At 64.9% G+C, this 17,760-nt stretch carries 17 protein-coding genes, 7 tRNA genes and 1 riboswitch; of the genes, 11 read left to right on the top strand and 13 right to left on the bottom strand.

The genetic code is table 11. The annotated features are described in order from the left end of the window. Window positions 1-15 precede the first annotated feature (15 nt). A riboswitch (FMN riboswitch) is annotated at window positions 16-161 on the bottom strand. Between the two features lie 22 nt (window positions 162-183). Next, complete coding sequence (locus H9639_RS01115) at window positions 184-1,776, bottom strand: ABC-F family ATP-binding cassette domain-containing protein (RefSeq protein WP_191806306.1); 1,593 nt, start codon at window positions 1,774-1,776, stop codon at window positions 184-186. 135 nt (window positions 1,777-1,911) lie between these two features. Between H9639_RS01115 and H9639_RS01110 the strand changes: the two genes are divergently transcribed. Next, a complete protein-coding gene (locus tag H9639_RS01110) occupies window positions 1,912-2,736 on the top strand; it encodes an SMP-30/gluconolactonase/LRE family protein (RefSeq protein WP_191806305.1) in 825 nt (274 codons plus the stop codon). A 15-nt stretch (window positions 2,737-2,751) separates the two neighbouring features. Here the strand turns inward: H9639_RS01110 and rpe are convergent, their stop codons facing one another. From rpe to H9639_RS01080, 6 genes are all read right to left on the bottom strand, one after another. Continuing rightward, window positions 2,752-3,420: a ribulose-phosphate 3-epimerase gene (gene rpe / locus H9639_RS01105; RefSeq protein WP_191806304.1), complete on the bottom strand. Its 669-nt coding sequence runs from the start codon at window positions 3,418-3,420 to the stop codon at window positions 2,752-2,754. Between the two features lie 15 nt (window positions 3,421-3,435). Then, window positions 3,436-4,998, bottom strand: a complete 1,563-nt coding sequence (locus tag H9639_RS01100) for an RsmB/NOP family class I SAM-dependent RNA methyltransferase (RefSeq protein WP_191806303.1) — start codon at window positions 4,996-4,998, stop codon at window positions 3,436-3,438. After that, a complete protein-coding gene (gene fmt / locus H9639_RS01095) occupies window positions 4,995-5,924 on the bottom strand; it encodes a methionyl-tRNA formyltransferase (RefSeq protein WP_191806847.1) in 930 nt (309 codons plus the stop codon). The genes H9639_RS01100 and fmt overlap by 4 nt, the downstream gene beginning before the upstream one ends. A gap of 11 nt (window positions 5,925-5,935) precedes the next feature. Beyond that, window positions 5,936-6,511, bottom strand: a complete 576-nt coding sequence (def, locus tag H9639_RS01090; protein WP_191806302.1) for a peptide deformylase — start codon at window positions 6,509-6,511, stop codon at window positions 5,936-5,938. Between the two features lie 87 nt (window positions 6,512-6,598). Next, window positions 6,599-7,501, bottom strand: a complete 903-nt coding sequence (locus H9639_RS01085; protein ID WP_191806301.1) for a P-loop NTPase family protein — start codon at window positions 7,499-7,501, stop codon at window positions 6,599-6,601. A gap of 81 nt (window positions 7,502-7,582) precedes the next feature. Continuing rightward, window positions 7,583-7,654, bottom strand: a tRNA-Val gene (locus H9639_RS01080). A gap of 176 nt (window positions 7,655-7,830) precedes the next feature. Here H9639_RS01080 and H9639_RS01075 point away from each other — a divergent pair. The 7 genes from H9639_RS01075 (at window position 7,831) to H9639_RS01045 (ending at window position 8,883) form a co-directional block, all read left to right on the top strand. Next, window positions 7,831-7,904 (top strand) — tRNA-Gly (locus tag H9639_RS01075). Window positions 7,905-7,942: 38 nt separating this feature from the next. Continuing rightward, window positions 7,943-8,016: transfer RNA gene (locus tag H9639_RS01070), tRNA-Cys, on the top strand. 26 nt (window positions 8,017-8,042) lie between these two features. After that, window positions 8,043-8,114, top strand: a tRNA-Val gene (locus tag H9639_RS01065). 46 nt (window positions 8,115-8,160) lie between these two features. Beyond that, a tRNA-Gly gene (locus H9639_RS01060) sits at window positions 8,161-8,234 on the top strand. 47 nt (window positions 8,235-8,281) lie between these two features. Further along, window positions 8,282-8,353: transfer RNA gene (locus tag H9639_RS01055), tRNA-Val, on the top strand. 45 nt (window positions 8,354-8,398) lie between these two features. After that, window positions 8,399-8,472: transfer RNA gene (locus tag H9639_RS01050), tRNA-Gly, on the top strand. Window positions 8,473-8,625: 153 nt separating this feature from the next. Beyond that, a complete protein-coding gene (locus H9639_RS01045) occupies window positions 8,626-8,883 on the top strand; it encodes an antitoxin (protein ID WP_191806300.1) in 258 nt (85 codons plus the stop codon). 102 nt (window positions 8,884-8,985) lie between these two features. Here H9639_RS01045 and zapE read toward each other — a convergent pair whose 3' ends face one another. After that, window positions 8,986-10,041, bottom strand: a complete 1,056-nt coding sequence (zapE, locus tag H9639_RS01040; protein ID WP_191806299.1) for a cell division protein ZapE — start codon at window positions 10,039-10,041, stop codon at window positions 8,986-8,988. Between the two features lie 140 nt (window positions 10,042-10,181). Between zapE and H9639_RS01035 the strand changes: the two genes are divergently transcribed. Genes H9639_RS01035 through ybaK form a run of 3 tightly spaced genes read left to right on the top strand, consistent with a single transcriptional unit; the run spans window position 10,182 to window position 12,102 of the window. Then, complete coding sequence (locus H9639_RS01035; RefSeq protein WP_191806298.1) at window positions 10,182-11,081, top strand: sulfurtransferase; 900 nt, start codon at window positions 10,182-10,184, stop codon at window positions 11,079-11,081. A gap of 37 nt (window positions 11,082-11,118) precedes the next feature. Further along, entirely contained in the window at window positions 11,119-11,595 is a 477-nt protein-coding gene (locus tag H9639_RS01030) for a SufE family protein (RefSeq protein ID WP_191806297.1), read from the top strand. A gap of 3 nt (window positions 11,596-11,598) precedes the next feature. Next, window positions 11,599-12,102, top strand: a complete 504-nt coding sequence (gene ybaK, locus H9639_RS01025; RefSeq protein ID WP_191806296.1) for a Cys-tRNA(Pro) deacylase — start codon at window positions 11,599-11,601, stop codon at window positions 12,100-12,102. A 22-nt stretch (window positions 12,103-12,124) separates the two neighbouring features. Here the strand turns inward: ybaK and H9639_RS01020 are convergent, their stop codons facing one another. The 5 genes from H9639_RS01020 to H9639_RS01000 form a co-directional block, all read right to left on the bottom strand. Next, entirely contained in the window at window positions 12,125-12,613 is a 489-nt protein-coding gene (locus tag H9639_RS01020) for an FBP domain-containing protein (RefSeq protein WP_191806295.1), read from the bottom strand. Between the two features lie 783 nt (window positions 12,614-13,396). Beyond that, the gene (locus tag H9639_RS16735) at window positions 13,397-15,166 is read right to left on the bottom strand and encodes an HNH endonuclease (protein ID WP_225219044.1); all 1,770 of its coding nucleotides are present in this window, start codon (window positions 15,164-15,166) and stop codon (window positions 13,397-13,399) included. Between the two features lie 590 nt (window positions 15,167-15,756). Next, window positions 15,757-15,981, bottom strand: coding sequence for a hypothetical protein (locus H9639_RS01010; RefSeq protein ID WP_191806294.1), 225 nt, complete (start codon window positions 15,979-15,981; stop codon window positions 15,757-15,759). A 368-nt stretch (window positions 15,982-16,349) separates the two neighbouring features. Beyond that, window positions 16,350-17,030, bottom strand: coding sequence for a hypothetical protein (locus tag H9639_RS01005; RefSeq protein WP_191806293.1), 681 nt, complete (start codon window positions 17,028-17,030; stop codon window positions 16,350-16,352). 178 nt (window positions 17,031-17,208) lie between these two features. Next, complete coding sequence (locus H9639_RS01000; RefSeq protein ID WP_191806292.1) at window positions 17,209-17,592, bottom strand: DUF1304 domain-containing protein; 384 nt, start codon at window positions 17,590-17,592, stop codon at window positions 17,209-17,211. Window positions 17,593-17,760 lie beyond the last annotated feature (168 nt).

Raw genomic sequence — 17,760 nt, 5'->3', positions numbered from 1 at the left:
TCGGTCCAACAAACTGTACGTGCTTCTCCCATCCAGACTTTAACTGTCGGTACCGGAATTTCACCAGTTCAACCGTCCGTCCTGCCGGGGGTTCCGGCTGGACGTGCGGGTCGCGGACTATAACCGCCGGTTCGGAATTACACCGACCCCGGAGCACGTTTGTTAACGACATTCTTGCACAGGTCAGGCCACGCGGAGGTCAATCTCGCCGGGGGCGGAACCGCTGGCCCCGAAGACCAGCTGCCGGTTGGCGATCTTTTCGGTGAAGAACCGGTCATGGCTGACCACCACCACGGCGCCGGGAAAATGCAGCAGGGCGCGTTCCATTACCTGGGTACTGGAGAGGTCCAGGTGGTTGGTCGGTTCGTCCAGAAGCAGTACCGACGCGCCGGAGAGCAGGCACTGCGCCATCGCTACGCGGGCCTTCTGGCCGCCGGAAAGGTTACCAATTTTCTGTTTGAGATCCGCCTCGGAGAACTGGAACATGGTCAGGAACCGGTTCACGGATTTCTTGGTTGCGGTCAGCGCCAGGCTGTCCGGCATGGCGTTCACCGCGTGGGTGACGGTGTCGGCGTCGTCGAGCTCCGCCAGCACCTGGTTGTAGGAAACCATCTTCGCGCCGTTGGCCCAGGCGACCCTGCCGGCGTCGGGCGTCTCCTCGCCGGTGAGGACCCGCAGCAGCGTGGTTTTGCCGCTGCCGTTTGAACCGAGGACCACCAGCCGGTCCCCGCGCCGGATCTCGAAGTTCAGCCCGCTGAAGAGCGTCCTGTCCCCATAGGACTTCTCCAGGGACTCCACCCGGCACAGGTTGTCCTTGACGTGCAGGCCGCCGTAAATTTCCGTAATGATCTGATCCACCGGGCGCGGTGCGCGGGCCTTCTTGATCTTCGCCAGCCGGTTGCCCAGGGCGCCGCCGCCGGCTTTGGCGGCCTCGCGCCGGTCGGAGATGCCCTCGGCTTCGAAGGCCAGCAGCTCGGACTCGTGCACAAACTGGGACTGCAGTGCCTTGAGCCGGAACTGCTTCTGGACCACGTACTCGGCGAAGTTCCCGGCGTACTCATGCAGGTGGTAGTTCTCGACCTCGATAATGCGGGTCACCACGGCATCCAGGAACTTCCGGTCGTGGGAGACGACGACGGCGGCGCCGCGGAAGTCGCGGAACCAGCCTTCCAGCCACTCCACACCCGCGACGTCGAGGTAGTTGGTGGGCTCATCCAGCAGCAGCACGTCCGGGGCCTGAAGCAGGATCTTGGCCAGGGCAGCACGGTTGCGCCAGCCGCCGGAGAGGGAATCGATGGGGCAGGTGCGGTGCGCCTCGCTGAAGCCAAGGGTGGTGAGGGCGGCATCGATGCGCCGGGGGTAGTCCCAGCCGTCCAGCCGGTCCATCGTCTCGAAGAGTTCCGCCTGGCGGCGGATCAGCCGGTCCATAACCTTGGGTTCCGGGTCAGTGCCGAGGGTCTCATCGATGGAGGCGAGCTCCGCCTCGACGGCCTTGATCTCCACGAACAGAGCGTCCAAAACCTCGGTAATGGTGGACTCGCCGTTGAGTTCGGAGAACTGGGAGAAGTAACCGATCTTCACACCCTGCCCCACGGTGACAGTCCCGGAATCCGGTTCCACCTGTTCCAGGATGAGCTTCAGCAGGGTGGACTTTCCCGAACCGTTCTTTCCAATCAGCCCCACCCGGTCCTTGGGCTCCAGGCGGAAGAACGCCTCGCGCAGGATCTGCGTCTTCTCGAAACCAACGTTGACGTCCTGCAGCCTGATCAGGCTCATTCGGGGTCCTCTCGGGGGTGGAAGCCAGCCACTCATCCTACCGGTGCCAGCGGCATCCCCTGTTCCCTGCGGCCTGGTCCGCCGCATACTGTTCTGCACAACACACACCGTTTCCCGCACTAAGGAGTCCCGGCAATGGGTGAAGCGACAACGCTGGTCAGCGGCCTCGGAATGGGGGAATCGGCCCGCTGGCACGGCGGGGAATTCTTCTACGCCGACTGGATCGCCGGAACCATCTCCTCTCTCGACGGCGACGGGAATGTCCGGCGGGTGGCCGGCGTACCCTCCTTCCCCATCACTTTTGACTGGCTTCCGGACGGGCGGATGGCCGTGGTTTCCGGGAGCGATGCCGCGGTGCTGGTGGAGGTACCGCATGCGGGGCTGGTGCCGCTGGCCGATCTCCGCGGCATTTCCGAGCACCCGTGGAACGAGATTGCCGTTCATTCCGTCGGAAACATCTACGTCAACGGCATCGGCTATGACTATGCCGGCGAGCCCCAGGAAACCGGTGTTATTGCACTCGTCCGGCCGGACGGCTCCGTGGAGAAGGTGGCCGAGGGCCTGTCCTTTCCCAACGGGATGCTCGTCTCCGCTGACGGGAACACGCTGGTGGTCGCCGAGTCCAACGCCGGTCAACTCACGGCCTTTGCCATCCGGGCGGACGGCGGCCTGGATCCCGCAGGAAGCTGGGCCGCGCTGGAGGGCAGTGCTCCGGATGGGATCAGCTGGGACGGCAGCGGCGGGATCTGGTTTGCCGACGTGCCTGGTGAACGCTGCGTCCGGGTGGCGCAGGGCGGGACGGTCTTGGACACGGTGCAGCTGGACCAGGGCTGCTTTTCCTGTGCGGCCGGCGGCCTCGACGGAGGCCTGCTGTTTATGATGACCGCACAGTGGCCCCAGGTCCTGGACCCGGCCTCCGAAAAAACCGGCCGGGTCCAGGTCATGCGGGTTAAACCGTGAAGCGGGTGAAGTGAACTAGTTCCCCGCCACCGCGCGGGCCTGGGCCCGCAGCTTCGCGATCGCCTCGTTCGGATCGGGGGTGCCGTAGACGGCGGACCCGGCCACGAAAACGTTGGCGCCGGCCTCCGCCGCGCGCTCAATGGTGTCCGGAGCGATGCCGCCGTCCACCTGAATGGCCAGCTGCAGGTCCGAGCCGCGCACTGCTTCGGCCGCCCGGCGGATCTTGGGCAGTGTCACGTCCAGGAACTTCTGCCCGCCGAAGCCGGGCTCCACCGTCATGATCAGCAGCATGTCCAGCTCGGAGAGCATGTCCAGGTACGGTTCCACCGGGGTTGCCGGCTTCAGCGCCATACCTGCCTTCGCGCCGCGGTCCCGCAGTTCCCGTGCCAGCCGGATCGGTGCGGCAGCTGCCTCCACGTGGAACGTGACGGATGCCAGTCCCAGCTCCGCATAGGCCGGAGCCCAGCGGTCGGCGTCGGAAATCATCAGGTGCGCGTCCAGCGGGAGCTTGCTGACCTCCTGGATCCGCTGCACCACCGGAAGTCCGATCGTCAGGTTCGGGACGAAGTGGTTATCCATCACGTCCACATGGACGGCGTCGGCGCCGCTGATCCGCTCGAGTTCGGCTTCGAGGTTCACAAAGTCGGCTGACAGGATGCTCGGGTTGATGCAGCACTGGGTCAAAGGGAAGCTCCTAAATCAGATCTTGCGGCGAATGAGGGCAAGGAACATGGCGTCGGTCTGGTGGATATGCGGCCACAGCTGGGCGGTGGACTCGTGCCCGGCACCCAGTGAACCGGTCAGGCTCACGGCGTCCAGGGCGGCACCGGCGTCGAGCAGTTCCAGGTCGTTCCGCTTGCGCAGCACATCCGCCACGACGGCGGTGGTCTCCGCCGGGTGAGGTGAGCAGGTCACGTAGGCGACCACGCCTCCGGGCTTGACGGCGTCGACGGCGGTGGTGAGCAGTTCGCGCTGCAGGATCCCGAGTTCGCCGACGTCGGTCGGTTTGCGGCGCCAGCGCGATTCCGGGCGGCGGCGCAGCGCGCCGAGGCCGGTGCAGGGCGCGTCCACGAGGATCCGGTCGAAGGTTTCCGGGTAGTCCTCGGCCACGGTGCGGCCGTCTCCGGTGCGGACGTTCCAGGTCTCCCCCGGTACGGCCTCCAATGCCTGGCGGACCAGCTGCGCGCGGTGCGGTGCGGGTTCGTTGGCCAGCAGCACGGCGCCCTTCTGGTGTGCCAGGGCGGCCAGGAGCGCGGCTTTGCCGCCGGGGCCGGCACACATGTCCAGCCACTTCTCCACACCGTCCTCGTCCACGGGGACACCGTCCAGCGCCAGTTCAGCCAGGGCACGGGCCACCAGCTGGGAACCGGCGTCCTGCACGCGGGTAGTGCCGGCGCGCACGGAATCCAGGCGGCCAACGTCGCCGGCGGAGAACAGGGCTGAGTCTTCAACGAGTTCACCGTCCACGGCGCCGGCGGAACGGGCCTCTTCGAGGTCCCCCAGTCCGGGCAAGGCGACGAGGTTGACCACGGGGGCGTCGTTATCGGCCCGGAGCAGGTCGGTGATTTCCTCTACGTTCCGGCCGTGGGCGACCAGGGACTGGCGCAGGGCGCGGACGATCCACTCAGGGTGGCTGTATTCGATCGCAGAGCGCTTGACCGCGTCCGGCTCTCCCTCAGTCAGGAGCGCGGTCCACTCGGACAGGTCTCGGGCAGCAACCTTGCGCAGCACGGCGTTGATCAGTGCTGACGGGCCGGCGCCGATCACCGCGCGGGCCAGGCCCACCGTCTGGTCCAGGGCCGCGTGCGCGGGAACACGCATGGCGACGAGCTGGTGCACGCCGATCCGCAGCGCGTCCAGGACGGCCGGGTCCAGCTGCTCCAGCGGCCGGTCAACACAGCGGGCCAGGATCGCGTCATAGGTTCCCTGGCCGCGCAGGGCTCCGTAGGCCAGTTCGGTGGCGAACCCCGCGTCGCGCTTGTCCAGCCGGTGCTTGCGGATGCTCTTGGGCAACACCAAATTGGCGTACGCGTCCTCACCGGACACGGCACGGAGAACTTCGAACGCCACCAGGCGGGCCGGATCCGCGGCGCGGGTCCGCTGTGACGGCGCTGCCTCGGTGCGGCTGCGGGTCCGCGGACGGTTCCGCTCACGACCCTTGGCGTTTCGCCCAGCGCTGGAATTACTGCTGTTGCTGCCGCCGGTGTTGCTGCCGGAACTGCGGCGGCGCTCCCCCGGGGAACCGTTATTGGGGGTGCTCATTTAAAAACCACGTCCTCACGCTGGCCTAGTCCCCGGGCCCAATCGGGGCCGGGCATCATCTTTTTTCCGGCAGGCTGGACCAGCTGCAGTTCCAGCGCAGTGCTTCCGGTGCCGACCAGCGCCGACGCTCCGGCGCCCGAGCCGAGCCGCACCTGACCGGGGGCCAGGTCCGTCACATCGGGCCGCGGGGTTGCCGCGCCGATCTTGAACCGGGCGCCGTCCCAGGTGGTCCAGGCTCCGGGTTCCGGGGTCACGCCGTTAATCCGGCGCCGGATCGCCAGGGCTGGCTGCTTCCAGTCCAGCCGGCCGTCCTCAATCGTCAGTTTCGGTGCCAGGGTCACGTCGCCGGACTGCGGCACGGGTACGGCCTTCCCGGCGTCGATCGCGGCCAGGGTCTGGGCCAGCAGGACGGCTCCGCTGTGCGACAGCCGTTCCAGCAGTTCACCGCTGGTCAGTCCCGGATCCACTGTTTCGGTCAGCTGCCCGAAGACGGGACCGGTATCCAGGCCCTTTTCCAGCAGGAATGTGCTGGCGCCGGTGATTTCATCGCCGGCGATGACCGAGTGCTGCACCGGTGCCGCCCCGCGCCAGGCCGGCAGCAGCGAAAAGTGCAGGTTGATCCACCCGTGCTTAGGAATGGTTAGTGCGCGTTCGGGGATCAGGGCGCCGTACGCGACGATGGCAGCGGCGTCCGGTGCCAGGGCCGCAATGGCGGCCACGGCGTCGTCGTCAATCTTGTCCGCCTTGATCACCGGAAGCCCGAGTTCCGCTGCGCGGGCCGCGACGGGCGACGGGGTCAGAACGCGTTTGCGCCCCAGCGGTGCGTCAGGGCGTGTGAGGACGCCGACGACGTCGAACCCGGCGTCGAGGAGGGCATTAAGCGAAGGCACCGCAACGGCTGGTGTGCCCGCGAAGAGTACGCGCATCGCCACGGCGGTCAGGCTCCCGCGCTGGGGGTACCGAAGGTTCCGAAACTGGAGCCGACCGTCTGGGCGCGCTGGGCGGCGGTGCGCTCGGCGATCGAGTCGTAATCGGCCATGCGGATCGCGCGGAGGGCGGCCTTCCGGTTCTCGCCCTTCAGCCGGTCAATGTAAAGGACGCCGTCGAGGTGGTCGGTTTCATGCTGGAAGCACCGCGCGAGCATACCCTCGCCTTCAATGCTGACGGGGTTGCCGTTTTTGTCCTGGCCGGTGACGCGGGTCCAGCGGTAGCGCGGAACGGGGTAGCCGATGCCGGGAATGGAGAGGCAGCCTTCCACCTCGTCCTCCTGCAGGTCTTCGCTCAGCTCCAGGACCGGGTTCACGATGTGTCCGGCCTGGCCGTCGATCCGGTAGGTGAAGACGCGCAGGCTCACGCCGACCTGGGGTGCTGCCAGGCCCGCACCTTCAACGTCCTCCATGGTCTCTTCCATGTCAGCAACTAACTTGGCGAGTTCCGGACCGAACTCCGTCACTTCCTCGGCACAGGTCCGCAGAACGGGGTCGCCGATGATCCGAATCGTCAGGATTGCCATCTGGAATGTGTTCCTTACTGTCGCGATGTGCTGCGTCGCGCGCCGTGTAATGCGCTGTGCAAATGGGCAAAGTGCCCGCCTACCAGTCTAGTTGGACGCGGGCTGCCCTGCTGCGGCTGCGTGGGCCCCGGCTGGCTGGACCGGATGCTGGACCGGCGGCGGGGCGATCGGCAGGAGGGCCTGGCCGGCGGCGAGGGCATCATGGCTGGTCTGCCAGACCCGGCGCAGGGCACAGAACTTGTACCAGTGCTGCGGCAGCACCGCCGGGTTGGCCCGCATGGGACGCACCTCGGTCTGGCCGACGGCGACTCCCAGCAGCAGCGGGTCCTGGCCGTACTGCCACGGTTCCCATTCCCCGCGGCCGGCGTCGACCAGTGATTCCTCCGCCTTCATGCCGGCAACCAGCTGCATAACCACCTTGTCATCAAGCTGCTTGACCTGGCCGTCGCGGTCCGTGTTCTTGGTCTTGTAGTCGATGAGGCAGAGCCTGCCGCCGATCTTTGCCACCAGGTCCAGGGTTCCGGCGTAGCCCAGCTCGTGGTTCCAGACGGTGATCTCCGCTGCGACGGGCTGGACCTGGTACAGCTGCCACCACTCATCGAACCGGTCGGCGAACTGGTGCTCACCGTGTTCTGCCAGGACAGCCCGGGCCTCGGCCAGCTGGTGCGGCTGGTCCAGGGCACGCAGCGCCACCTGCTCGCAGTAGTAATGCACCCGGGTTCCGCGCTCGGCGGCCTGGTCACGGTAAACCTCCGAGGCCCGCGAGGCTTCCTTCACGATGGAACGCAGCTGCCCGGCGTTTCCCACGGCACCCGGGAGGGCAGGATGCTTAACAACGGCGCTGGCGGCCATGTAGCTGTGCCAGCCGGCCAGCGAGGTACTTCCCTGCGCGATGACGGTCGTAATGGAGGGAACCGCCGGAGGTTCGGTCAGGGAGCGCGAATACATACGCCCGAACTCGGTTGCGTGTGCCAGGGCTGGATCAGTCATAAACCCAGTCTGTCACCCGGCGGTGACGTTTAAGCAAAACAGGCACCGGAGGGTATCCGGTGCCTGTTGAGGGTCATTCTGTGGGCGATACTGGGTTCGAACCAGTGACCTCTTCGGTGTGAACGAAGCGCGCTACCACTGCGCCAATCGCCCTTGCGGGAGTTGCGTTCAAACTGCTGCAACGTCTAAAGATGCTAGCCCACAATCCGGCCTGATCAAAACCGGATTAGGCACCCGGCGCGAAATGGCCCCGATTGGACGAACCTCGAAACGTCCTATAGAGTTTTTCTTCGTTGGAAAGCGGGAGTTCGCCGCAGAAACACCAACATGCGGACGTAGCTCAGCTGGCTAGAGCACCACCTTGCCAAGGTGGATGTCGCGGGTTCGAATCCCGTCGTCCGCTCGCAAGTCACTGTAAGCTGGCCTTCACAAGCCGGTCACGGTGGGGTGGCCGAGAGGCGAGGCAGCGGCCTGCAAAGCCGTATACGCGGGTTCGAATCCCGTCCCCACCTCCACGGTTACATGCATGACCCATTTATGGGCGCGATTGGCGCAGCGGTAGCGCGCTTCCCTGACACGGAAGAGGTCACTGGTTCGATCCCAGTATCGCGCACGAAGTTTCATACTTTGTGTACTAACAGAGTGTGGAATGTTCATTTGCGGACGTAGCTCAGCTGGCTAGAGCACCACCTTGCCAAGGTGGATGTCGCGGGTTCGAATCCCGTCGTCCGCTCTCCTGTACTGCATGGCCCGGAGTCTTCCGAAGCCTGGCAGTATCAGGCGCGATTGGCGCAGCGGTAGCGCGCTTCCCTGACACGGAAGAGGTCACTGGTTCGATCCCAGTATCGCGCACGGAAGATCTGTACTGGTGGATAGCACAGTGCCGGTCTTTTATGTGCGGACGTAGCTCAGCTGGCTAGAGCACCACCTTGCCAAGGTGGATGTCGCGGGTTCGAATCCCGTCGTCCGCTCGGAATATCGAATGGAGCAGGCCCTGCGGCCTGCTCCATTCGTGTTTAACCGGCAAAACCCGGAACCCGTACTTCTTGGCCTGCGTACTCAGGGGGCTTATCATTGTTGCTGAACGGGAAGCAGTTGGCTTCCCCAGCGAAAGGAGGTGGTCCGTGTCTGTATTTGACGGGCTCAAAGGCAAGGCTGGAGAGCTGAAGGACAAGGCAACCGAGCTTGTGGGCCAGAACGCCGACAAGATCAAGGGCGGCATCGACCAGGCCGGAAATTTCGTTGATAAGAAGACCGACGGAAAGTACGCCGACAAGGTTGATGGATTCCAGCGCAAGGCCTCCGAAGCGGTAGATAAAGCAGACCGCGGACGGGGACCGGGCGAACCTCCCGCTGCCGGTCCGACACCTCCGGCCAGCTAAACCAAGAGCACGGCAAAAAGCCCCGGTCCCGCCAGTCAGCGGTACCGGGGCTTTCGTGTCTTAAAAATAGCGTGTCTGGAACCAGGATTTCCTGCCCGCGGGCTAGGAGGCTTCCCCTGTCTGGCCTTCACGGGCCAGTGCTGTAAGCCGCGAGACGGCACGGTAATACTTTTTCATGTACCCGCCGGCCATCATTTCCTTGGTGAACAGCTGGTCGAACGGGACGCCGCTGGCGAGGATCGGAACGTCCTTGTCGTACAGCCGATCGGCCAGGACCACAAAGCGCAGCGCAACGGACTGCTCCGAGATGGTGTGCACGTTGTGCCAGGCAACGGCGTCGATCCCCTCGATGAGCTGGCGGTAACGGCTGGGGTGCACGTCCGCGAGGTGGTTCACCAGGTCGGCGAATTCATCCTCTGCGACAGTCTTCCCGTCGTACTCCGAGGCGATCCGCGCGGCCATTCCGGCGTCGTCCAGCGGCGGCGGGGACTCGGGCAGACCGCGGTGGCGGTAATCCTCGCCGTCGATCCGCACGACGTCGAACTGGTCAGCAAGAACCTGAATCTCCCGCTGGAAGTCGACGGCAGCGAACCGTCCCTCACCCAGCGAGCCCGGCAGGGTGTTGGACGTGGCAGCGAGCTTGACGCCGGCGTCGGACAGTTCCCGCATCAGGCGGGACATCAGGACCGTGTCCCCGGGGTCGTCGAGTTCGAATTCGTCGATGCAGACCAGCTTGTAGGCCGAAAGTGCTTCCACGGTTTTGCGGAAGGAAAGGGCGCCGACCAGGTTGGTGTACTCCACGAAAGTGCCGAAGGCTTTGGGGCCTTCCACAGCATGCCAGAGAGATGCGAGGAGGTGGGTCTTGCCGACGCCGAAGCCGCCGTCGAGGTAGAAACCAGCCTTGGTTTCGGGCTTCTTGGCACCGAACAGTTTGCGGAAGCCGCTGGGAGCAGGCGTGTCAACGCTCTCGGCGAAGGCGCGCATAGCGGAAACGGCCTCGGCCTGGGACGGCTGGGACGGGTCCGGGATGTAGCTGTCAAAGGAGACGGTGCCGAAGCGCGGTGAGGGGAAGAAACCCTGCAGGAGTTCGTCCGTGGAAACCTGGGGAGTCCGCTTCGATAGCTGCTCCACTTGTCCTGCTGCGCCCAATCCATCCATCCGATTCTGCTAGGGGTACGGCATTTGCTGCCGTAGCAACGATACGCCACCCTGAACGCGGCACTCTCCTCACGGGAAGTTTTGGGCCGCAAGCATCGTTAGGCTAGTTAGTAAACCGGCCGTAAACCAAAGGAACACACATGCCGCTTCCCGCAGATCCGAATCCGAAGTTTGCCGACTATGCCAACCCGGACCGCCTGGTTTCCACTGACTGGCTCGCGTCGCACCTCGGGTCACCGGACCTGGTGGTCCTGGAATCCAACGAGGACATCCTGCTTTACGACACCGGGCACATCCCGGGCGCCAGGAAGATCGACTGGCACACCGATTTGAACGACGCCGACACTCGGGATTTCGTGGATGGCGCAGCTTTCGCGAAGCTCATGGGCGAAAAGGGCATCAGCCGCGATTCGACTGTGGTGCTCTACGGCGACAAGAGCAACTGGTGGGCTGCCTACGCCCTGTGGGTGTTCACGCTCTTTGGCCACGAAGATGTCCGGCTGCTCGACGGCGGCCGGGATAAGTGGATTGCCGAAGGCCGCGAGATGACCACTGACAAGCCTGACGTTGAGGCCGTGGACTACCCCGTCGTCGAACGCAATGACGCCCCCATCCGCGCGTACCTGCCGGACGTGCTGGCGCATCTGGGCACCGGCCCGCTGATCGACGTCCGCTCCCCCGCCGAATACACCGGCGAACGCACGCACATGCCCGACTACATGGACGAAGGCGCCATGAAGGGCGGCCACATTCCGACGGCCGTGTCCATTCCGTGGGCCAGGGCCGCAGCCGAGGACGGTACGTTCCGCACCCGGGACGAACTTGAGGCGCTCTACGGTGGGGAAGCTGGGCTCAAGGCCGGCGACGACGTCGTTGCCTACTGTCGGATCGGTGAGCGTTCCAGCCATACTTGGTTTGTACTCAGGCACCTGCTTGGCTTCGAGACGGTGCGGAACTATGACGGCTCCTGGACCGAATGGGGCAACGCTGTGCGCGTGCCTATCGTCCGCGGCACCGAGCCCGGCCCGGCTCCGCGCTGATCATCCTCCGCCGGCTACAACTGAAAGCGCATTTTTCATGAGCACCACCTCATCCACCCCGTCCACTGTTCCTGCCCAGCTCCAGGAAATCGTTGAGGACTTCCAGGCTCTCAGCGAGCCCGAGCGGCTGGAGCTGCTGCTGGAGTTTTCCCGGTCACTTCCGCCGCTGCCAGCGCGCCTGGCTGACCATCCGGAACTGCTGGAGCAGGTTGTCGAATGCCAGTCTCCGCTGTTCCTCACCGTTGAGGTGGGCGATGCTCCGGAGCATCTTGTGGAGCTCTTCTTCTCTGCGCCGCCCGAAGCTCCGACCACCCGGGGGTTTGCCGGTGTGCTGCATGAGGGACTGAATGGGCTTCCGGCTGAGGTAATTCTGGCCGTTCCCGCCGACGTTCCTGACCGGTTGGGTTTGACCCGGGCGATCACTCCCCTGCGGATGCGGGGAATGTCGGCCATGCTGGGACGTATCAAGCGGCAGGTTGCTGGACTGGTGGCTCCCACCGGGACCGAGGCGTAACCCGTGGCCGGCGGCGGAAAGCAGGGCGGGCGCAGCGCAACTCCGGCGACGCGGGCTCTCGACGCTGCCGGCGTTTCCTACCGGACCATGAGCTACGAGCATGACCCTTCGGCGCAGTCCTACGGTTTGGAAGCTGCGGAAAAGCTTGGTGTTCCGGCTGAAGCCGTTTTCAAGACACTGATGGTTTCCGTTGAAGGCAGGCTGGCTGTTGCCATGGTTCCGGTGGCGGGCACGCTTGACTTGAAGAAGGTCGCGTCTCTGCTTGGCTCGCGGAAGGCTGTTATTGCAGACCGCGCCGAAGCGGAGAAGCGGACCGGCTATGTGGTGGGTGGGATCTCACCGCTGGGCCAGCGTCTGCCGTCTCCGGCCGTGATCGACTCCAGTGCGGAAGCACTGGAGTCGATCTACGTGTCCGGCGGCAGGCGCGGGTTTGAGATCGTATTATCCCCGTCCGATCTGATCCGGTTGACCTCTGCCGCTGTCGGGCCGATCGCCGTCTACAAGTAGGTTCGACGAGCAGATCCCGAGCTTAGCTGCGCACCTTCTGCACGAACTGCAGCGTGCGTTCCTGCAGGCCGCGGATACGTTCGGCAACAACGAGTTCCGGGTCCGGATGGATTACGGTCGGCTTCACTTCGGCACGTACGTTCCGGGAGCAGGAGAACGTGCTGTGGATCAGGGTGCCCACAGAGTTGCCGTTCTTTCCTGAGGCTCCTGCCTTGGGCGCGACGAAGAGGTACACGTCGTCCTCGCTGACCAGATCCTCACAGAGGGCGCAGAGGGCTTTCCTGCTTGCGGAAACCAGTTCCGGCGCGCGGAGAAGGATAGCGACGGGTTTGTTGTCCACCGGGACCACAAGGTAGGAGCGCTGCGGCATTTTGTGGTCCTGCCAACCAATCTGGTCGACGTTCTCCCAGTCGGTTTCGGCAAAGTCCGGCGGGAAGTTCATCGCTGCCACCTGGGAACGGCTGGCGTTGATGAACGACTTACGGATGAGAGCTTCGGTTACGGGTTGCATGATGAGGGGCTTTCGTTCGATTTCGGTATCCGGGAGGGCCGGCCCCGGCTCTGCGGTTTAGGGCTGCGTTTTGGGCTGCACTAAAGGGCGGGCGTTTAGGGGCGGCGTTTGTACCGGCGTTTCGGGGCTGTCGTTTGTACCGGCGTTTCGCGGCTGGCGCTTGTACCGGCGTTTCGCGGCTGGCGCTTGTACCGGCGTTTCGCGGCTGGCGCTTGGCGGCGGGCGCTCAGCGGCCGGCGTTCGGGGCTGGTGCTTAACGGCGGGCGCTCAGCGCCCAGCGTTTTGCGACCGGGCCCGCGCCTGAACAGCCGGAGCTTATTCGGGCGGACTGCCGGTAAGGCGAGGCCTGTGTCTGGGGAGGCCGGGTTTCCGAGGCGCGAGGCGCCAGAGATGTGGCGCAGCTGCCGAAGAAACGGGCCTGACATACAGGGCTTTGGACCCGACGGGCGGTCCTCACCGGACTGCAGACAAGGCGATCCACCCTGGACAGTCAAAACACCGGAGGGACGGTGGAAACGGACAACTGGTAGGTGTCCTAGGACAGGGGCGCACTGCAGGGCGTGCTGCCCGCCATCCTTTCCGCTGCGCCGGAGCAGCTGGGTACGGAATTCGAATCAATCACGCGGGACATGCTAGCAGCAAAGAAGCCCTGTGGCGCGTTGGCAGGGTAGTAGTCGTCCAGTCCTTGTGAGAGATTGCCAAGTCAGATCTGCCCTTACCGGGAGGGCACTGCTGCCCGGGCGGGGCGGACGCCGTCCCGAGCTAGGCCGGTGCCGCCTCGGGTCAAGAGGGTGCAGCCCCGCCTGGGCATGCACGGTCCCGGGCGGCGGGCACAGCTCCGGGCCGAGAGGGCTCCGCCCCTGGCTGGGCATGGGCTGTTCCTGGCTGGGCGGGGGCCGTGGAATGGTAGGTGTGGCCGGTAGGGGTGACGGTCCGAACAGTATGGCGTTGGCCTGGGATCTGAGTGGTTTCTGCGGTCCAACCGGGTGCTTCTTTGGCCTGGTTACAGGCTTCGCACAGCCCTTGTCCGTTGGTGTAGCTGGTTGGCCCTGCCTCGGCGTACGGGTGGATGTGGTCGATGTGCCGGATCGGTGCATCGCACCAGGGAGTCCGGCAGGTCTGGTCACGGGTGCGGATGAGCCGGGCCAGGCCCGGTGTGAAGTAACGGGCTTTGGAGTCCATCGCCATAAGTTCACCGTTAGTGGGGTCCAGGAAGAGCCGCCGCAGGGTGACGTGGGACGGCTCGTGTGTCGATTGGCGGGACGGTCCGAGCGGGTTGTGCCGAACCGGGTGGATGCCGTCGTCACGCGATTGGTTGTCGGCAATCGGAGCCGACTCCTGCCCCAGAAGAGCATCGGTAATGAGATCCCTTGCCCATTGCCCGGGAACGATGCCGTAACCAGGGAAGTAAGCCGGTTCCCTATTGCCAGCCCACTCGGTGTTCCGGTTCTGGTTCCTATCCCTGTCCCGACTGGGCTCCGTGGGGTATCCGTGCCATTGGACGTTCCCGCCGCTGTCGCGGTTGCCATCCTGGTTGCTGTCCAGGCTCCCGCCACTTTCGTGACACTGGACGTTTTCATCCCGGTGTCCGTCGCCGCCGCTTCCGTGCCATTGGGCGTTCCCGCCGCTGCCGTGGTTGCCGTCCTGGCTCCCGCCGCTTTCGTGACACTGGGTGTTCCCATCCCGGTGCCCGTCGCCGTTGTCATGACATAGGGAGCGCCCCCTATCGCAACCCCCGCCAGAGGGATTCCAAGATGACGAGTTCGGCGGAACATCCCTCGCTGCCCCGGCCTGGAATAAGTCAGTGTCGGCAGCCTCGTGTTGGGAGGCCGTGGTGAAGAGGGTCCGGTCGGTGATCACGAGCTGGACCTCGACCGGTACCTGGGATGCGGTTGCTTGCCCGGTGATCCGTTCGACCAGCGTGTCGGCCATGATCTGGCCCCGGCCGCGTTCGTCTCCTGAGGAACGCAGGGAGTCAGCGGCCCGGGATAAGGCAGTGAACACTGCCACACCCTGGGCGACGGGCAGCAGTCCGGTCAGATAGGACATGGTGTCCGGTGCTGGACGGCAGGACACGTATCTGTCGGCGACGGCTTTGGCATGCCGGCGGACCTGGGAGGCAGGATCAATGGCCTGCGTGAGGGTCCGGATCCTGGCGATGAGTTTGCGGTCCCCGATTCCTTCCAGTGCGGCGGGGTTGCCGCAGACCAGGGCGTCGACCCGGCGTCGGTCCTCCACGTCGAGGCAGGCGGTTTCCCGGACCAGGAGGGTGGCTCGCCATTCGTTGAGTACTCCGGTGGATAGGGCGTGGAGGGTGTGGGGCATTTCGTGGACCAGGGCTTTGCCGAGTCCGAGGTGCCTGCTTCCGCGGTGGGGTGAGTCCCGGCGGGCCAGTGCGATCTGGGCTCCTACTCCACGGCCGAGTTCGGCGGCGGGTAGCCCGGCCTGGGTCTGGGCCTGGCGTTGGGAGGCATCAAATGCTGCCGCTGCCCGGGCCTGCGCTGCAGCAGCGGCGGCTTTGAGTTCTTCCAGTGCACGAATCCGATCGATCATTGCACTGTCAGATTGCGGGAGCCCGGCATCTGCGAGCGCGGCAATCCACTCGTAAAGCATGGTGGTGCCAGCCGATTCCAAGGCGTCCGCTGTATCAGCGGCCCGAGAAGAATGGAGCGGGCCCTGTCCACTTGTCTCCCCTCCCTCTGCACCAAACGGCAAGGAGGTCCGAGAAGAAGCCTCCAGTGGTTGCTCGCCAGACGTCCTCAAAGAGGTCCTCATTGTGGTTTCCACGGAGGCCTCCACCGACGTGTCCACGGAGGCCGCCATCGGACCCCTCACCGAGCCTTTTACCGATGCCGTCCCGGAAGTGTTCACCCAGGGCTCCAAGGGAGTTCTCACCTGGGCCTTCACCGAAGTCGTCCCGGAGGTGTCCGCCGAGGCCGCCAAGGGAGCTCTCCCCCGGGCTTTCACCGGGGACGCCGAGGGAGCTCTCCCCCGGGCTTTCACCGGGGACGCCGAGGGAGGCCCCACCCGGGTCTCCACCGAGGCCGCCAAGGGAGCTCTCCCCCGGGCTTTCACCGGGGACGCCGAGGGAGCCCCCACCCGGGTCTCCGCTGAGGAAGTCATGGAGGCTTTCACAGGAGTTTTCACTGGAGCCGTCCAAAGTAACTTGGCAGGAGCCGCAACAGAGACCATCCAATATCTGTCTTGCGCACGAGCTGGGAAATCCGCACAGCAGGTTTCTGCCCACCTAGGTATTGCCCACGAAGATCCTGCTCTGTCGGATCCTGCTTGCCCAGATCCTGCCCAGTCGGATCCTGCCCGCGAAGATCCTGCCGCTCAGCTGAACTCCACCAGAAATATTCGAACATGTGTTCGAGTCTATGGGTCCTCCCGAAGCCGCAAAAGACCAAACTTACTGGTAGCCCTACTCATTTTCGTCCCGGCCAACCATGCCTATGCTGGCTTGACCACGCTTCATTCACGGGATCGATCCAGGGTTGTTCCGCAGGCTTCGGCACCTTGCCGCTCCCAGCGCCAAGGCCAACTCCTCCGCGTTTGTTCACGTGTCCAGATCAGGTCCTCACTGGGATCGCAACCTTCTCCTGCCCCGCCCGCCCTCCCTACCCCGGCAGCCGTCCCTACCCCGCCGTCCCTACCCCGCCGTCCCTACCCCGCCCGCCATCCCTACCCCGCCCGCTGCCCTAACCCGGCAGCCGCCCCTACCCGCCCGCCGCCCCTACCCCCGCAGTCGCTCCGGCCCCGCCTGCTGTCCCACGGTGTCCTGCTGTCCTCCTGCGGCCGGCCACGGCCCGGGGTTCGTTCTGGAAGCCGCGATAAACAGAGCAGCAGCCATCAGGCCGAGCACACAGGGGCTGGCAAGGTCAGTCAGCAGACGGGAGAAAAAGTCCGCGGTATCGGCCGGAGGAACCGATGCTGACAGGGCCGGAACGGCTACGCTCGCAACCAGTGCCATAGCTCCGGTGACCGCGGTCAAAGTGTCCCGGGTCCGCACGGAAAGGGCCAGAAGGGAAATTCCGTAGGTCACCGCGAAGACACCACCCAGCGGCAAGAGCAGGGAAAGGAAGAACAAAATCGCGAGGGCTCCACGCTGCCGGCGGATATCGAGCTTCGTCTCGACTCGGGCGGTCATCGCGTAAGCAGCAAGAAGCAGTCCAGCCGGTACAAGCACCCGATTGAACGGCCACAGCGGAAACCACGTCAGGTCCAGGGGGTCCCAGGGAGGATTAAAACCGGCGTTGCCGCTGAGTTCCAGAAAAAGTGAGTAGACAGCACCCACTCCAGCTGCCCACATGAGCCACATACCAGCCGATTTATCCGCGTATTCTTCCTTGGCCTGCCCCTGGCCCCGCCCCTGCCTGTGCCCCTGCACATCTTCAGCTGCTCCTGCATCCGGCATGTCTTGACCCCCACGACTGCTCCCGGGCCCTTTCAAAGGCCACCCCCAATCAGGGCAACCTAGCACAGTGCCGGAACAACGACGACGACGGCAGCTCTCTCCTCGCGCGCCCCCACAACAGAGTCAACCCCCACAAGACTCAACCCCCGCAACAGATCCAGAGGCCCCGGCCGGAAAATCAGATCCCGGCAATAACGAAGACCACGGCCAGCAACGGCGGTACCGCCTGGATCAGGGCCGGGCGCAGCATTCGTGAGTCGTTGAGGAGCAGCACCAGGCCGGCAAGCACCATGGAGGCGCCGGCAAAGGCAATCAGGGTTGCCCCCACCACCACGTTTCCCAACCCGAGGAGGATGACCCCGACGACCGTACCGGTAGCCAGATACAGGTTGTAGAAGCCCTGGTTGTACGCGAGCGGCCGGGTATGATCCGCCTGCTCGTCAGAGGAAATTCCGAACAGTTTCCGGGTAGACGGCGCCATCCACCGGATCGATTCGAGCACAAAGATATATATGTGAATGGCGGCTGCGATCAGCGCGAAAACCGAAGCTGCAACAAGCATGGGTCCTCCCTGCGTGCCACGGGGTCCGAAGCCCTGCGGTCAGAAGCCACGAAACCCGAAGCCATGACCGGAAGCCACGAGGTCCGACCCCCTACGGCCCCGAGAACCTCTACGGCCCCGGCCGCCCCGGCAAGTGGCTGCCTTTCTTGATGCTCCCACTTGCACCGG

The sequence above is a fragment of the Arthrobacter gallicola genome (assembly GCF_014836775.1).
Taxonomy (GTDB): domain Bacteria; phylum Actinomycetota; class Actinomycetes; order Actinomycetales; family Micrococcaceae; genus Arthrobacter_B; species Arthrobacter_B gallicola.
This window is presented reverse-complemented; position numbering and strand designations above follow the sequence as displayed.

Coding starts and splice junctions, on each gene's coding strand:
- H9639_RS01115 (WP_191806306.1), bottom strand. CDS start 1,776: ATGAGCCTGATCAGGCTGCAGGACGTCAACGTTGGTTTCGAGAAGACG.
- H9639_RS01110 (WP_191806305.1), top strand. CDS start 1,912: ATGGGTGAAGCGACAACGCTGGTCAGCGGCCTCGGAATGGGGGAATCG.
- H9639_RS01100 (WP_191806303.1), bottom strand. CDS start 4,998: ATGAGCACCCCCAATAACGGTTCCCCGGGGGAGCGCCGCCGCAGTTCC.
- fmt (WP_191806847.1), bottom strand. CDS start 5,924: ATGCGCGTACTCTTCGCGGGCACACCAGCCGTTGCGGTGCCTTCGCTT.
- def (WP_191806302.1), bottom strand. CDS start 6,511: ATGGCAATCCTGACGATTCGGATCATCGGCGACCCCGTTCTGCGGACC.
- H9639_RS01085 (WP_191806301.1), bottom strand. CDS start 7,501: ATGACTGATCCAGCCCTGGCACACGCAACCGAGTTCGGGCGTATGTAT.
- zapE (WP_191806299.1), bottom strand. CDS start 10,041: ATGGATGGATTGGGCGCAGCAGGACAAGTGGAGCAGCTATCGAAGCGG.
- H9639_RS01035 (WP_191806298.1), top strand. CDS start 10,182: ATGCCGCTTCCCGCAGATCCGAATCCGAAGTTTGCCGACTATGCCAAC.
- H9639_RS01030 (WP_191806297.1), top strand. CDS start 11,119: ATGAGCACCACCTCATCCACCCCGTCCACTGTTCCTGCCCAGCTCCAG.
- H9639_RS01020 (WP_191806295.1), bottom strand. CDS start 12,613: ATGCAACCCGTAACCGAAGCTCTCATCCGTAAGTCGTTCATCAACGCC.
- H9639_RS16735 (WP_225219044.1), bottom strand. CDS start 15,166: ATGATCGATCGGATTCGTGCACTGGAAGAACTCAAAGCCGCCGCTGCT.
- H9639_RS01010 (WP_191806294.1), bottom strand. CDS start 15,981: ATGTTCGAATATTTCTGGTGGAGTTCAGCTGAGCGGCAGGATCTTCGC.
- H9639_RS01005 (WP_191806293.1), bottom strand. CDS start 17,030: ATGCCGGATGCAGGAGCAGCTGAAGATGTGCAGGGGCACAGGCAGGGG.
- H9639_RS01000 (WP_191806292.1), bottom strand. CDS start 17,592: ATGCTTGTTGCAGCTTCGGTTTTCGCGCTGATCGCAGCCGCCATTCAC.